Source organism: Streptomyces sp. LUP47B (genome assembly GCF_001746295.1).
GTDB lineage: Bacteria > Actinomycetota > Actinomycetes > Streptomycetales > Streptomycetaceae > Streptomyces.
The window spans coordinates 39,246-53,657 of the sequence record NZ_MJAH01000029.1 but is presented as its reverse complement, the minus strand read 5'-3'; the positions used below and the strand labels follow the sequence as shown (position 1 = coordinate 53,657).

The 14,412-nt window shown below is 70.6% G+C and carries 10 protein-coding genes; 7 read left to right on the top strand and 3 right to left on the bottom strand.

What is annotated here, in order from left to right; all coding sequences use genetic code 11:
- Positions 1-226 precede the first annotated feature (226 nt).
- From BFN33_RS46575 to BFN33_RS46565, 3 genes are read left to right on the top strand one after another with little or no spacing between them, the layout of a single operon-like run.
- The gene (locus BFN33_RS46575) at positions 227-1,060 is read left to right on the top strand and encodes a proline hydroxylase (RefSeq protein WP_141758075.1); all 834 of its coding nucleotides are present in this window, start codon (positions 227-229) and stop codon (positions 1,058-1,060) included.
- Between the two features lie 17 nt (positions 1,061-1,077).
- Positions 1,078-1,887: a phytanoyl-CoA dioxygenase family protein gene (locus BFN33_RS46570; RefSeq protein ID WP_069766287.1), complete on the top strand. Its 810-nt coding sequence runs from the start codon at positions 1,078-1,080 to the stop codon at positions 1,885-1,887.
- Positions 1,884-3,008 carry a zinc-binding dehydrogenase gene (locus BFN33_RS46565; protein ID WP_069766286.1) on the top strand — a complete coding sequence of 375 codons (1,125 nt, stop codon included), beginning with the start codon at positions 1,884-1,886 and terminating at the stop codon, positions 3,006-3,008. The genes BFN33_RS46570 and BFN33_RS46565 overlap by 4 nt, the downstream gene beginning before the upstream one ends.
- Positions 3,009-3,075: 67 nt before the next feature.
- On the opposite strand, the gene BFN33_RS46560 is transcribed toward BFN33_RS46565, so the two are convergent.
- The 3 genes from BFN33_RS46560 to BFN33_RS46550 are packed head-to-tail and all read right to left on the bottom strand — an operon-like array spanning position 3,076 to position 9,138.
- A complete protein-coding gene (locus tag BFN33_RS46560) occupies positions 3,076-5,148 on the bottom strand; it encodes an aminotransferase class I/II-fold pyridoxal phosphate-dependent enzyme (protein WP_069766285.1) in 2,073 nt (690 codons plus the stop codon).
- Positions 5,149-5,169: 21 nt separating this feature from the next.
- Complete coding sequence (locus BFN33_RS46555; RefSeq protein ID WP_069766284.1) at positions 5,170-7,917, bottom strand: ferritin-like domain-containing protein; 2,748 nt, start codon at positions 7,915-7,917, stop codon at positions 5,170-5,172.
- A 9-nt stretch (positions 7,918-7,926) separates the two neighbouring features.
- On the bottom strand, positions 7,927-9,138 hold the full coding sequence (locus BFN33_RS46550) for a cytochrome P450 (protein WP_069766283.1): 1,212 nt from the start codon (positions 9,136-9,138) through the stop codon (positions 7,927-7,929).
- A gap of 189 nt (positions 9,139-9,327) precedes the next feature.
- Between BFN33_RS46550 and BFN33_RS46545 the strand changes: the two genes are divergently transcribed.
- From BFN33_RS46545 to BFN33_RS46530, 4 genes are read left to right on the top strand one after another with little or no spacing between them, the layout of a single operon-like run.
- Positions 9,328-10,536, top strand: coding sequence for a nucleotide disphospho-sugar-binding domain-containing protein (locus tag BFN33_RS46545; protein ID WP_079141390.1), 1,209 nt, complete (start codon positions 9,328-9,330; stop codon positions 10,534-10,536).
- 41 nt (positions 10,537-10,577) lie between these two features.
- Positions 10,578-12,506: a glycoside hydrolase family 95-like protein gene (locus BFN33_RS46540; RefSeq protein WP_069766281.1), complete on the top strand. Its 1,929-nt coding sequence runs from the start codon at positions 10,578-10,580 to the stop codon at positions 12,504-12,506.
- Positions 12,507-12,553: 47 nt separating this feature from the next.
- On the top strand, positions 12,554-13,768 hold the full coding sequence (locus BFN33_RS46535) for a sensor histidine kinase (protein WP_069766302.1): 1,215 nt from the start codon (positions 12,554-12,556) through the stop codon (positions 13,766-13,768).
- Complete coding sequence (locus BFN33_RS46530; protein ID WP_218109082.1) at positions 13,756-14,409, top strand: response regulator transcription factor; 654 nt, start codon at positions 13,756-13,758, stop codon at positions 14,407-14,409. Before BFN33_RS46535 ends, BFN33_RS46530 begins: the two co-directional genes overlap by 13 nt.
- The last annotated feature ends 3 nt before the right edge of the window (positions 14,410-14,412 follow it).

Here is a 14,412-nt window from a genome sequence, read left to right as displayed (position 1 = left end):
GGTGGGATCGTGGCAATGCAGACGGTTATGTCATTCACGCGGACTCCGCTCGTCTTTCGATTCCCTATATCTCGCGCAGTCTGCTCCGCCGCACCGGAGCCGTCAATGCGGTCGCGTACTGTTTCATGTACTGCTTAACAAGGGTGACCGGAAAGTGCGGCGCTGTTAGTGTCCGCTGGCAAGAATCCATGAAACAGCAACCTGAGTGCGGGAAATGGGGGAATGCGTGCCCGAATTGGATACCCGTCGGCTGGAGGACGTGAGCAGCAACAGCTCGCCGATCTACACGCTGTTCGACGCGGAGGTCACCGACGATCTCCGTCCGGACCACCTGCAGCGGCTCGCCTCCGGCGTGCTCGGTGCGGTGCGGGTGCGGGGCTTCGGCTCCGCCGAGATGTGCGCGGAGATCATGAAGGCGCTCGACGAGCACCCGCTGGGCGCCTACGACGCCGAGGTCGTCTATCCGCCGGTGGCCAAACTCGGCCCGGCCGCCTACGACTACTACGGCGCCCGCGAGCTGAACCAGGACTACTGGCACAACGCCGAGGAGTCGGCCGCCGTCCGCAGGACCCTGCTGGGCGGCACCGACCCCCTGGACCACGCCGTCGAGCGCTTCCGGTCCGCCTGGCCGGGGCCCGTCACGCCGGCGACCTGTCAGGGGCGGCCGCTCTTCGCCGGGATGATCCGGGAGATCTCCACCGGAATGAAGATGCACTGGGACGAGATCGTCCGCGAACTGCCCGGGGCACTCGACACAGAGCCCATCTGCCAACTCGCCTTCAACTGGTATCTGTCGATGCCCGAGGGCGGCGGCGACACCTGGGTCTACCGGCGCCGATGGAGCCCGGCGGACGAGCAGTTCCGCGACGGCTACGGCTGGGCCGAGGACATGGTCGCCGACGAGCCGGTCGCCGCCGTGCGCCCCGAGGCCGGCGACGCGATCGTCTTCGACCCCCGCAACTACCACCTGGTCAGGGCGAGTGAGGGCGAGGGACGCCGGATCAGCCTGTCCTTCTTCCTGGGCGTCACCGGGCAGGGCCGGCTCCTGTACTGGTCATGAAGCAAGTGGAGGAAAGAGTGCAGCTCAGTCCCGATCAGATCGCCCAGTACCGGGAGAACGGCTTCCTGGTCCTCAACTCCCTCTTCGATCCCACCGAGACCGAGGCCCTGTCGGACGCCTTCGACGCCGACTGCCTGACCCCCGGGCCGCAGCGCATCCTGGAGGAGAACGGCGAGGCGGTGCGCGCGGTTTACGCCTCGCACGAGCGACGCCATGAGTTCGCCACGCTGGTGCGCACCCCACGACTGCTCGGGCCCGCCCGGCAGCTGATGTCCGACGACCTCTACGTCTACCAGTTCAAGATCAACGCCAAGCCGGCCTTCGGCGGCGACAAATGGGCCTGGCACCAGGACTTCCTGGCCTGGAAGCTCGCCGACAACCTGGCCGCGCCGCGCCAGGTCAACATCGGCGTCTTCCTCGACGAGGTGACCGAGTTCAACGGCCCGTTGATCTTCCTGTCGGGCTCCCACCGCTCCGGCCTGCTCCGGGACTTCCGCAACGACGCGGCCCGCTCCGTCCAGCACCTTGACCCGGACGACATCGCCCTGCGCCCCGAGCAGATGAGCGCGCTGGTCGACCGGCACGGCATGGTCAGCCCCAAGGGCCCCGCCGGATCGGTCATCCTCTTCGACCCCGAGGTCGTGCACGGCTCCGCGCCGAACATGTCGCCGTTCCCGCGGCGGCTGCTGATCGCCACGTACAACGACGTCGCCAACGCGCCTGTCCCGGTCGGGGAGCCCCGGCCCTCGTACGTCGTCGGCCGGGACACGACCCCCCTGCGGTTCAGCGACGACCCGATCGACCTCAGGGTCGGGGGAGCGGTATGACCCCTCGGGCCGGCGTGCTCGACGGCCGTGCGGTGGTGCTCGAACGCTTCGGTGAACCACTTGCGCTGCGTTCGTTCGAGGTGCCGTCGGCCGGACCGGGCGAACTCGTCGTCGCCTGCCACTACGGCGGGATCTGCGGCACCGACGTGCATCTGAGCCAGGGACACCTCGACATCCCGACGCCGCTGGTGCTCGGCCACGAGGGGCTGGGCACGGTCCACGAGACCGGGCCCGGCTGCGGACAGGACGCCGAGGGCCGCCCGTTGCGCGAGGGTGACACGGTCATGTGGGCCTCCTCGATCGCCTGCGGGGTCTGTGTGCCGTGCCGTCAGTACCGGGAGCCCACGCTCTGCGAGAACCGCGAGACGTACGGCGTGAACCGGCCCACCACCCAGTCGCCCGCGCTCTCCGGTTCCTGGGCCGAGTACATCCACCTGCGGGCCGGCACCACCGTGGTCCGGCTGCCTGAGGGTGTCGGCCCGCTGGCCGCCATGTCCTTGGCCTGCGCCGGCCCCACCATGGTGCACGCCCTGTACGACCGCCGGCCGGTGCGGGTGGGGGAGACCGTGGTCGTCCAGGGCAGCGGGCCGGTGGGCCTGGCCGCGGCGGCGTTCGCCCAACTGTCCGGTGCCGCACGGGTGATCGTGGTCGGAGGGCCCGCCGCCCGGCTGGACCTCGCCAGGCGCGCGGGCATCGGGGACGAGCACGTCGACATCGTCGACGGCGGCCAAGACGCCACCGACAAGGTCCTCCAGGAGGTGCGCGACCGCACCGGCGGCCGCGGCGCCGACCTGGTGATCGAGTGCGCCGGCGTGCCGGCCGCGGTGGCACAGGGGCTGCGCCTGGCCCGCCGGGGCGGCGCCTACCTCGTCGTCGGTCAGTATACGGACGCGGGGGACACCCTGATCAATCCGCACCAGATCGTCCACCGGCAGCTGGACGTCATCGGCTCGTGGGCGTTCACCGGGGCCCACCTCGTCGACTACATCCGGCTGCTGCCGACGCTGACCGCACGCTTCGACCTGGAGGCACTGGTGACCCCGTACCCTCTGGCGTCGGTGAACGAGGCCGTGGCGGCGGTGTCCGCGGGATCCGTCATGAAGGCGGTTCTGGCCAGCTGAGACGGCCGCGACGAGGGGCTGCCCGGGTGCGAGATCCGCACTCGGGCAGCCCCTCGTCGGCTGTCCGCTACCGGCCGGTGCTCAGCAGCCACAGCCAGGTCGACGGAGTGCCGAACGGCTCACGGCGCTCGACGTGCAGTCCCGCCTCGGCGAAGGCCTTCTCGTAGGTGTCCAGTCCGAGGATCGGGGTCTCCATGAAGGTGTGCACCAGCTCGAACTCCGCGGAGAACACCGGCAGCGGCCCGCTGTGCGCGGACCAGTCCTGGGCCACCGTGTCCGCGATCAGGAAGTGTCGTGCGTCCGGGAAGACGTCGCGCAGCTTGCGCATTACGCCCGCCGGGTCCCCGGTGAGTTCGAACAGGTCATGCATCATCAGGAAGCTGGTGACCAGGTCGATGCCCGGGAAGGTCCGCTCGTCGACATGGTCGAGCACGTCGGCCCGCACCACGTCCAGCCGGTCCGACAGACCCTCCTCACTGATTCGCTGCCGCGCTGCCTCGCAGGCCGCCGCGTTCACCTCGATGCCGACGCCCCGGCGCGCGGTGTCGGCACCGCACAACCGGATCAGCCGGGACGCGTCACCGCACCCCAGATCCGCCACCGACGTGTAGTCGAGGGCCGACGCGACCTGCTTCTCGACCGGCAGCATCATCGTGCGCCCCGCCAGGCCCGACCCCACCGCGATGCGCCGGCCGTCCCGGCCCACCTCGCGGCCGAACGTCACGGAGCCCTCGGCCAGCCCGGAGAGCTGGCTCATCAGTTCGCCGTAGCCGCCGACACCCCAGGTGAAGTACCCGGCGTGCCGGACGAGTTCACGGCCGGCCGCCGTCAGTTCCACCCGGTCCGGGCCGACCTGAAGGTGGCCCAGGAGCGCCGCGATCCGCAGCAGGGCGGAGAGCCTGGTCTCCTCGGCGCCGGTGTGCTCCAGAAGGTCGTCCAGGGAACGGGGGCCGTCGCCGAGCGCGTCCCACACTCCGAGTTCGGTGAGGGCGAGCACCACATGCGCGCCGACGTACCCATTGAACAGCGCGGCCGGTTCCTGCGGCTCCAGGGTGGGGAAGCGCTCGGCGCCGCGCGGGGCGCCCAGGCCGCTGCTCGCCATGCGGTGCGCCGGCGGGCGGGGGACCTCCGCGGCCAGCGCCCGGCAGAACCGCTCGACCTGTTCGGGCGTGCCGACGCTGACCCGCACATGTCCGGGCAGACCGAAGATCCCCAGGTCCCGGGTGGCGATGCCGTGGTTCCGCGCCAGCCGGCCGGCCAGCTCGGCGCCGCCGCCGGGCGCCTCGACGAGGACGAAGTTGGCCTGCGACCTGACATAACCGACCCCTGCGGACTCCAGCCCCGCGTACAGCAGTTCGCGGGCCTCGGCGTTGCGCTGCCGGCTCAGCTCCACATGTGCGGGGTGGTCCAGGGCCGCGGCCGCCGCCCGCTGGGCGACGCGGTTGACGCTGAACGGCACGGTCCGGTGGGTCGCGCCGATCCGGGCGATGAGATCCTTCGGGCCGAGGACGTATCCGGCCCGCAGCGCGGCCAGCCCCCAGGCCTTGGAGAAGGTGCGCAGGACGAGGAGCCGCCGTCCCGCCCGCACCGCCCCGACCGCGTATGCGTACTCCGGTGACGCGTACTCCATGTACGCCTCGTCGAACACCGGTATCACGCCGGCTGCTTCCGCCCGGTCGATGATCCGCTCCACGTCGCCGGTGTCCAGCACGGTGCCCGTCGGGTTGTGCGGATTGCAGACGAAGGCCAGGCGGACGCCGTCCTGAGCCAGGCCTGCGGACAGCGCGTCCACGGCAACCCGGTGATCGGCCAGCGGCACCCCGCGCACCTCGGCGCGGGCGAGCGCGGCGGCCGCGGCGTAGCCGGGGAAGGTCGAGTCGGTGACCAGCACCTTGTCGCCCGGGCGCAGAAAGGTCAGGGCGGTCAGCAGTACCAGTTCGTCCGCGCCGTTGCCGACCGCCACCATGGCCTCGTCCACGTCGTAGTGCGCGGCGAGTCGTGAGCGCAGCAGCGTGGACTCGCTGTCGGGGTACTGGGAGCACCGCTCCCGCAGTTCGGCGGCGGCGGCCTCGACGACCCCGTCGGGCGGACCGTAGGGGTTCTCGTTGCAGTGCAGGCGCAGTGCGTCGTCGTCGGTCATGTGATGCCCTCTCTTGGGTGGTCAGAAGTGCACGCCGGGGGACTGGAACGAAGGACCGACGACCGTGCCGCCGCCGTCCGGCACCTTGGTGCCGAGCAGCTTCTTGGCCTGCACCTGCATCTGGTACATGAGGCCGACGGCGTCGTCCATCTCCTCCGGATGGCCGTTGAACACCCGGTTCAGGGAGGTCAGGGCGCGGGTGTACGACTCGTCGCACTGCTCGGAGTCACGGCGGGCGACGGAGCCGGCCGGCAGTTTGTAGGTGTCCGGGTCGTCGGCCATCGGGTGCACCCCGTCGGGGTCGAAGGGCACGCGTGCCCCCTCGAAGGCCCAAGCACCCTTGCCGTTCCTGACCAGCCGCCGTCCCTTGACGATCTCCTGGAATCGGTAGTAGTGCCCGAACTCGCCGGGGTCGGCCACGCCGTTGCCGTTGAGGTCGTGCGGACTGCCCTCGCCCTGCTCGATGATCTGATGGATGGCCAGCAGCGCGGAGCGCTTGTCCTCGACGCGGAACAGCACGCCCGGGGCGCCCGGCCAGCTCACCTGGCGGGCCGGGTCGCCCGTGAACAGCTTGCCCTCGCGGTCGAGCCGGATGACGGCGCGGGCGATCTGGTTGTAGAACCAGCCGATGGTCTGGGGCTCGTACTCGGCCTTCTCGAACCAGCTCTCCAGCGTCCGCACGGCCTTGTCGTCGGCCGCCAGGATCTCGCCCTTACGGCTGACCTTGACATCGTCGGAGCCGATCACGGCCCCCTTGAAACGCTTTCCGTCGACCACCGGGTACTCCGGCCGTTCGATCGCCATGAAGACGTTCTCCACGTGCTCCAGCGAGAGCTTGCGCAGCCGCACCGTCAGGTCCGACAGCACTGGGCCCGGTAGCCGCCCGGGATACGTCGGTACCGGACCGGGGCGACCGATCCGCGGTGTCCCGCCGACCGCGTTGAGGAGATTGCCCACCTGGGCCATGTGCTGCATCTCCTCCAGGACCACCCCCCGGATGATCCCGGCGATCTCGGTGTTGTGGCCGGACTTCACCGACAGCAGCGCCGCCAGGTAGGGCGGGATGGTCGCGTGCTCGACGAGCAGTGCCTGCTGGAGTGCCGACCGCAGGTCGTCGATCGAGTCGATGTCGAGCACGGGCGGAGCCGGTTCGGTGGCCAGCCACTTCACGATGGTGTCCCGCTTTCCTGGTGAGAGGTCCCGTGTCACGGGCATGTGGTGGGGTGAGTCCCGGGGCGCGAGCAGCGACTTGGTGATGTACACGGCGTGCCCGGTGACATGGCCGTAGTGGCCCAGGTCGAACACGTCGTGCATCGCCGGGTAAAGGTTGGCGTACTGCTGCAGGACCGGCTGGACGTCACGGACCCAGGTGGGCCGTTCCGGGGTGCGGTACAGGCTGAACAGCCGGATGCTGAGGCGGCCCTCCGGCACCTTGGGGCCGTCCTCGACGCCGTAGCCGAGATCGGCCACGATGCCGTCGATGACGCGCCGCGGGTTCCCCGGGTCCGTTCCGGTCAGCGTGATCTCGGCCCGGCCGTCGGAGCCGGTCGTCACCGTCTTCGGCGCCCGCAGCACCGCGGGCAGTGACCCGGTGTCGAGCGCGATGCGTACGCCGGCGGCCGGACGGCCGTACCGGGTGGCGTGCACGACCGTGCTGACGGTGTCATGCGGAGCTTCGGGATAGATCCGGAAGACGCCGCCGTCCGCCCGCAGGAAGGTGGCGTCCTCGTTCTCGGCCAGGACCACGGCGGGCTCGTCGCCGGATCTGTCCACGACGGCGAGCCGGCGCTCGCGCACCGACTCGGCCTGCGCCGGCGTCAGCCCCAGTGCGACGATGCCGGCCAGCCGCTCGTAGAAGTCCGCCTCCAGGCCCTGGAGCCGCCCGAGGTCGTGCTGGGTGCCGTCGCCGTCCAGGGACACCAGGTGCAGCGGGTCCACGCTCTCCAACGGCCCGCCGCGCGAGGTGGCCCGGATGCTGTTGCCCAGGTCCACGAAGACCGTGCGGGTGTCCTCGTCGATCCGGCACGGAGCGTGGTTCAGGGGGCTGGAGTCGCCGGATGTGCGCAGGCGGCGCCCCGCCACCAGGTGCCGGGGCTCGTTCTCGGCGTGCAGGCCGATGGCCCCCACGATCCGGCCGAAGGTGAGGGAGTCGATCCACCGCTCGACGCCGTCCTCGACTCCGTCCAGGTTCAGCTTCACCGACAGTGTGTCGCCGTACGTGGCCTCGCGCATCGTGCGCAGCAGCGGTGACGTCAGGTCCTCGGCCCATCGCACGCCCGTGAGGACGGACTGGTAGGTGGCCGAGGGATCGCCCCGGCCCGACGGCAGCGTCGCTCGGATCCACACGTCCTCCATCGCCGCCGGCGCGAAGTCGCCGCGCAGCTGCTCCCGGCCGTCCTTGTCCAGCACCCGCAGGCGCAGGCCGTAGATCTCGGAGACCATCTGGTTCTGCGGGTCCAGGTCCACGAACTTGCCGTTGGGGCGCCGGTCGTCGTCCGCGATCCGGCCGCCCACCACCGGGTCCTCGGAGCCCTCGGCCAGCACGCGTCCGTCGGGCCTGCAGACGCTGGTCACCCGCACGTCGGTGAGCCGCAGCGCGCCGGAACCGCGGGGATTCCACAGCCCGTTGGGGTCGGGCAGGTTCATACGCCACTGGAAGCGCGGCTCGAAGAGGTCGTTGTCGAAATAGGGGGCGAGGTTGTTCGCGGTGGCCACATCGGCCTGGAAGGTGCCTGCGAAATTGAGCCGTGGAAATCCGAGGTACGACACGGGCGCCTCTCAGTCGCGTGGTTCGAAGGTGATCGGAAGGCTCTTCAGGAAGCGGAAGTTGATGCTGTCGAGCCAGTCGGGCTCGCTCGTTGCGAGTGCCCAGCCGTCCACCCGCCGCAGGAGCGTGCGCATCGCCACATCGATTTCCGAAAGAGCGAGTGAGGCACCCAGGCAGTAGTGAATTCCATGACCGAAGGAGAGATGGTCGGCGGCTCTGCGGGTGACGTCGAGGGTGTCGGGTTCGGAATACCTCCGGGGATCGCGGTTCCCGGCACCGAGAACCAGTGTCACCGACTGCCCACTGCGTATCAGCTGCCCCCCGATCTCTATGTCGGCGAGGGCGATCCGCGTGGTGAACTGAACCGAACTGTCGTAGCGCATCAGCTCATGAGCGGCGTTCGTTGTCAGCTCCGGGCTCTCGCGCAGCAGCCTGGTCTGCTCCTCGTTCTGCAGCAGGGCGAGCACCGCGTTGCCGATCAGGTGCGTAGTGGTCGCCTGGCCCGCGTCGATGAGCAGCAGGAAGTTGGCGAAGACCTCGTCGTCGGTGTACTCCGCGTCGCGCAGCTGCGCTCCGATCACCCGGCTGAAGAGATCGTCGGCCGAGCCGTCCCGTCGGCCCCGGTTGCCTCGGTCGAAGGACTCCCGGAGCGCCTCGATGCGCCCGTTCTCCGCGCTGGACTGGGTGAAGAACTCGTGCAGCAGCCCCTGCCAGTTCTCCAGCAGATGCGCGGCGTCGTCCGGAACCCCGGCCAGCTTCGCGATGATTCCGCGGCTGAGCGGCTCCGAGAAGTCATGGATGACGTCCATGTGCCCCTGCGCCACGACCCGGTCGAGCAGCTCGTTCGCCAACTCCTCTATGAGAGGGCGCATTTCCCGTACGAAACGAGGGGTGAGCCCCGGTTTGATGAGGCGTCGCAACCCGGTGTGGCGCGGCGGTTCGTTGAACAGCATCATGTGCGACAGCGTTCTGGCCAACAGGGCGACGTCGCCTCGTGACTGCGCCGGAAGACTCTCGTAAAATTCGGCGATGCGGGCACCGGAGAGCCGTTCGTCCTTGGAGAGCTGGACAATTTCAGGGTGTCCGAGTATCGCCCAGGACTGCATCCATTCGTCCCACTGGACTGGGTTGTTCGCTCGCAGCTCGGCATAGAATGGGTAGGGGTTCGCCGCCCATTCAGAACCGAACAGGTCGAGCAGGCTCGTCGTACTGGGAGCGGTCATGGTCGATCAGCCTGCCGCTCCGCATCACGAACCGTCAACTACTGTTGGAGAAGCGGCTATAAGACTACCGCTGATGTCGTGCGTCTTTCGTCTCAGACTTAATTACGGTGACTTGCATTCGGGGCGCTGTTAGGGTCGCGACTGCCGGTGGGAATTCTCCATGAATTCTCCTGTGGGAAGGCAGAGTTCATGACGCGATACCTCCTCGCCCCTTTTCCGTTGCACGGGCATGTGACGCCCATGGTCGCGCTCGCCGCCGAACTGGTGGGGCGCGGGCACCAGGTCGACGTGGTGATCAGCGCTCCCTTCGCCGAGGTGTTCCGCGAGGTGGGCTGCACGGTCACCGAGATCGCCATCCGGCCCCGAGGTGGCGTTCCGGAACAGCCGACGTTCGGCCACCGGCTGCGCCGGGTCCGCCGGATCTGGGATGTCTTCCGCGAACAGCGTCGGCTGACCCGGGACCTCGTCGGCCGCTGGCCGACCTGGGAGCCGACCGTCGTCGTCGCCGACATCATGGCCATCTGGGCCATCCGCGCCGCCGAAGCGGTCGGCGTGCCCTTCGCCTCCTTCTACGTCACGTATGCCGTCAGCGAGGAGGTCCTCCTCGACGAGGTCAGCCGGCAGCTCGGCCCCCGCGCGGCCGGTCTGGTCCGGCGACTGCGCCTGGCGCGCATCCAGCCCGGGCTGCGCCGCAGGGTCACGGCGGGAGCGGCGAAGGCACTGGTCAACACCGTGCCCGAACTCCAGCCGGCCCGGGAGTCGTTCGACGAACGCTTCCACTTCGTCGGGCCGCTGCGCCGCGAACCGGTCGGCACCGACGGCTCCGCCGCAGGCTACTCGGACGACCTCCCCTGGGACCGCATCGCGCGTGAGCGGTCCGTGTACGTGTCCACCGGCACCATGTTCACCCGGGGGCCGGAGTTCTTCCGCAAGATCGCCGATGCCTTCGCCGGCACCCCCTGGCTGGTGGTGCTCGCCACCTCGCACACCGACCCGGCTGCACTGGGACCGCTGCCCGAGAACGTGATCGCCCGTCAGTACGTGCCGCAGTCCGCCGTTCTGGAGCGCTGCGACGCCTTCCTCTCGCACGGCGGAATGAACTCGGCGCTGGAGGGTCTCGCGCTCGGCAAGCCCATGGTCCTCGTGCCCCGGGCGGCCGACCAGCGGGAGATCGCCCGTCGGCTCGCCGCCGCCGGTGTGGGTGTCGTGGTACCGGCCGAGAGCGAGGGACCGCGCTTCGTGGCCGCCCTCGACGCCGTGACGGCCGACCGGGACATCCGCCGCACGCTGACGGAACTCTCCGCCCGCATGGGCCGGTTGAACGGCCCCGGAGCCGCCGTCGACGTGCTGGAGAAACTCGCCCTGGAGACCCGGCACTCCCCGGGGCACACTCGATGACCGGGCCGCGCAGAAGGACGGTCCTGCAGGGATCGGCGGCCGTGGGCCTGGGGACCGCCGGGGCCACCGGACTTCTCGGCACCCCGGCCCGGGCGGCGGCCGCGGGGACCGACCCCTACGAGGAGTCCGTACGTGACGCCCGGATGATCTGGGAACGCCCGCCCGAGGCAGGTCACGACGCGCCCTGCCTCGGGGACGGCTCCCTGCGGGTGCAGGTCCTCAGCGGTGCCACCCCGGATCGGCTCGCCTTCGTGGTGCGGGGAGCGGACGAAACGTGGCAGTCGGCCGCGGGCGGACTCGTCCTGCGGCTCGCGGGCACGCCCACCGCGCACCATTGGCAGCTGGATCTGTGGAACGCGGAGCTCACGGCGACCATCACCACGACACGCGGCCGGGTCCGCTTCACGGCTCTCGTGCCGCACGGCCGCGCTCTCCTGGTGGTCCGACTGACGACCGAGGGGGCGGAATCGGCAGCCGCCTGGGAGCCCGCGACCGACACAGGCGCCGGCCACCCGCTGCCGTACCAGGAGGACACCCGCGCTGCAGTCCGGGTCCTGGTCGCCGGCGGCGACGCCGCGGCGGTCCGCCGGGCGCTCGCCGCCGCGGGCGGGGTCGACACCGAGCACCGCCGATGGTGGCACGACCACTACCGGCACGGCTTCCTGTCCGTACCGGACCGCACCGTGCAGCGGTTCTACTGGACCCAGATCTACATGTCGGCGGCGGCACTGCGCCGGGACGCTCCCGTCACTGGCTTCGGACACCCCTTGCTCGGCACCACCGACCACCTCGCACTCGACCCGGTGGTCGCGGCCACGGCACACCGGCCGCGCACGGCGAGCCACAGCCATCTCTACGGCGGACTGCCCGGCGTCGGTTCCAAGGGCGGGCGGGCCCCGGACCCCATCAGCGGGTGGGGGCTGCCGGCCGTCGAGGCGGCCTACCGCGCCGGCATGGACGTCCGCATCCTCCGCGACCGGCTGCACCCCGGGCTGCGCAAGGCGGTCGGTTTCTACACGCACTTCCTCGTGGCGGAGTCCGACGGGCGGCTGCACCTGCCGGCCACCCACTCCCCGTCCTATGCCGATGCGTCCGACGCCACCTACGTTCTGGCGCTGCTGCGCTGGGCCCTGACCGCACTGATCGACTCCACCCGGCGGCTCGGACTCACGGAAGCCGGACTCGACCGCTGGCGTGACATCGCGGCCCGCCTCACCCCGTACCCTAGCGGTCCCGACGGCGTGCTGATCGGCCGCCAAGTGGCCCTCACCCGCTCTCACCCGTACGCTTCGCACCTGCTGTGGCTGCACCCGCTGCGGGAACAGCTCGCGGACACCGGACTGGCCCGGCGCAGCTATGCCCACTGGGCCTCGATGCGCGACAGCTGGCACGGCTCCTCCTACGTCACCGCCGCGGGCCTCGCCGCGGCCACGGGCGAGGTGAGCGAGGCCCTGTCCCACCTCCGGCACTTCCTGGCGGGCCTCGGCGGCGGAGGGCTCTACCGCCCGGGCAGGGGCGAGGCCGGCGACGAGACCGCGGTGTCCGTACCCCTCGGCGCCGGACAGACGGCCCTGGACCTCCTGCTGGACTCGCGGAGCGGCACCCTGCGCGTGTTCCCGTCGACCCCGCCGGAGTGGCCGCAGGCGACGGTGGCGGGCATGCGGGCCCCCGGAGCCTTCCTCGTCGACGCCGCCCGCAGCGACGGCCGTACCGACTGGGTCCGCGTGCGCAGCGAGGCCGGCGAGCCATTGCTGCTGGACCACGGCATGGAAGGCCCCTTCGAGGTACTCGACGAGCAAGGCAGGCCCAGGCCCTGGCGGAGCGCCGGCCCGCGGACGGTGCGGGTCGCGCTCACCCGCGGTGAGACCGTCGTGGTGGTCCGGCCCGGACAGCGGCCGACCGCCTCGCCGCGGGTGGTGGAAGCCGCCGGAGCCCCCCGGGCCTGGGGGCTGTCCGGAAAACCGAAGTAGACCTGGCTCCCCTGCCGATGGAGGCCGCAAGCCGCTACGGTCACAGCGTGATCGCGCGCAATACGCTGGACGCCCTCGCCCAACGCCCGCTGAGCTTCCTCACGTCGTCCTGGCCCTGGCGGTCGCTGTCCTATCTGTTGTCCAGTGCTGTCGTGGGAGCCTGTGTCGCGGGCCTCGGAACGCTGCAGTACCTCCTGTGGGACCTGCTGGGGCCGCTCGCGGTCGTGGTCGTGCTGGCGGCGGCCGCGGTCGTGGCGTGGGGCGTGTCGGGCTACGAACGCCGGCGTCTGCGCCTGGTGATGACCATCGCGCGGACCGACACCGTCGAGCGGCCGGCCGGGCCGCCCTGGAGCAGGCTCAAGGATCATCTGCGCGCCGTTGGCCTGCGCGAACTCGGCTACGGACTCGTCGCGCTGCTGGTGCTGTGGTGGACGGACCTCGGCATCGCGCTCGTGTCCCTGGGCATTCCGCTGTTCCTGATGAGCGCACCCTTCCAGCCGACCGCGAGCTTCGCCGTCGGCTGGGCCGGAACGCTCGCCGGTCTGCTGCTGCTGCCGATCGCGGCCTATCCGGTCGCGGCCTGGGCAGGCGTACGTGCGGCGATGGCCCGTGCCGTGCTGGAGCCCGGTGACAGCGAACTGACCCAGGTGGTGGAGTCCCGGGCCCGTCTCGTGGACGCCTTCGAGGTGGAGCGCCGCCGGATCGAACGCGACCTGCACGACGGGGCGCAACAGCGGCTGGTCACCCTGTCCATGAAGCTCGGCCTGGCCGAGCTCGACCTGCCGCCGGGCTCACTCGCCGCCCAACAGGTGCGGGACGCGCGGGACCAGGCCAAGCAGGCCCTTCAGGAGCTGCGCGAGCTCATCCACAACATCCATCCCCAGGTCCTCACCGACCGCGGCCTGGAGGCGGCGGCACGCGACGTGGCCGGCCGCTCCGTGGTCCCGGTGGACGTCGACATCGCGCTGCCCGACCGGCTTCTCGCGCAGGTGGAGAGCACCGCCTACTTCGTGGTGTGCGAGGCCCTCGCCAACGTCGCCAAACACAGCAAGGCGAACCACGCCTGGGTCCGCGGCCGCCTCGGCGGCGGCCAGTTGGTGATGGAGATTCGGGACGACGGGGTCGGTGGCGCCGACACCGCGGCCGGCACCGGACTGGTCGGCATCACGGACCGCCTCGCGGTCCTCAACGGCAGAATGTTCCTCTGTTCACCGGTCGGTGGGCCGACCGTCCTTCGAGTGGAGATTCCGTGCAGTCACTGAGATTGGTCATCGCGGAGGATTCCGTCCTGCTGCGCGAAGGCCTGGTCGGGCTCCTGGAGCGCTTCGGGCACATGGTGCTCGCCGCGGTCGGCGACGCCCCGTCACTGATCGCTGCCACGGCCGAGCACAAGCCGGATGCCGTCATCGTCGACGTACGGATGCCCCCCGACAACACCGACGACGGACTGCGCGCCGCCCGTCGGCTGCGCGCCGATCACCCCGGCCTCGCGGTGCTGGTGCTCAGCCAGTACGTCTCCCAGGGATACGCCTCCGAGCTCCTCGCCTCCGATCGGCACGGCACCGGGATGGGGTACATGCTCAAGGACCGCATCGCCGAGGTCGAGGAGTTCGTCTCGGCGCTCGACACCGTGGCCCGGGGCGGGACCGTGGTGGACCCCGAGGTGGTGCGTCAGCTGCTGAGCCGCCACCACGACCCGTTGCAGCGGCTCAGCCCCAAGGAGCGGGAGGTCCTGGGCCTCATCGCGGAGGGCCGCTCCAACGCCGCCATCGCCCGTCGGCTCGTGGTCACGGAGGCCACCGTCTCCAAGCGCATCGCCGCCATCTTCACCAAACTGGACCTGCCGCAGGCACCGGACGATCACCGCCGGGTGCTGGCCGTTCTGGCGTATCTGAACGGGTGACGG

Coding starts and splice junctions, on each gene's coding strand:
- BFN33_RS46560 (WP_069766285.1), bottom strand. CDS start 5,148: ATGACCGACGACGACGCACTGCGCCTGCACTGCAACGAGAACCCCTAC.
- BFN33_RS46565 (WP_069766286.1), top strand. CDS start 1,884: ATGACCCCTCGGGCCGGCGTGCTCGACGGCCGTGCGGTGGTGCTCGAA.
- BFN33_RS46550 (WP_069766283.1), bottom strand. CDS start 9,138: ATGACCGCTCCCAGTACGACGAGCCTGCTCGACCTGTTCGGTTCTGAA.
- BFN33_RS46545 (WP_079141390.1), top strand. CDS start 9,328: ATGACGCGATACCTCCTCGCCCCTTTTCCGTTGCACGGGCATGTGACG.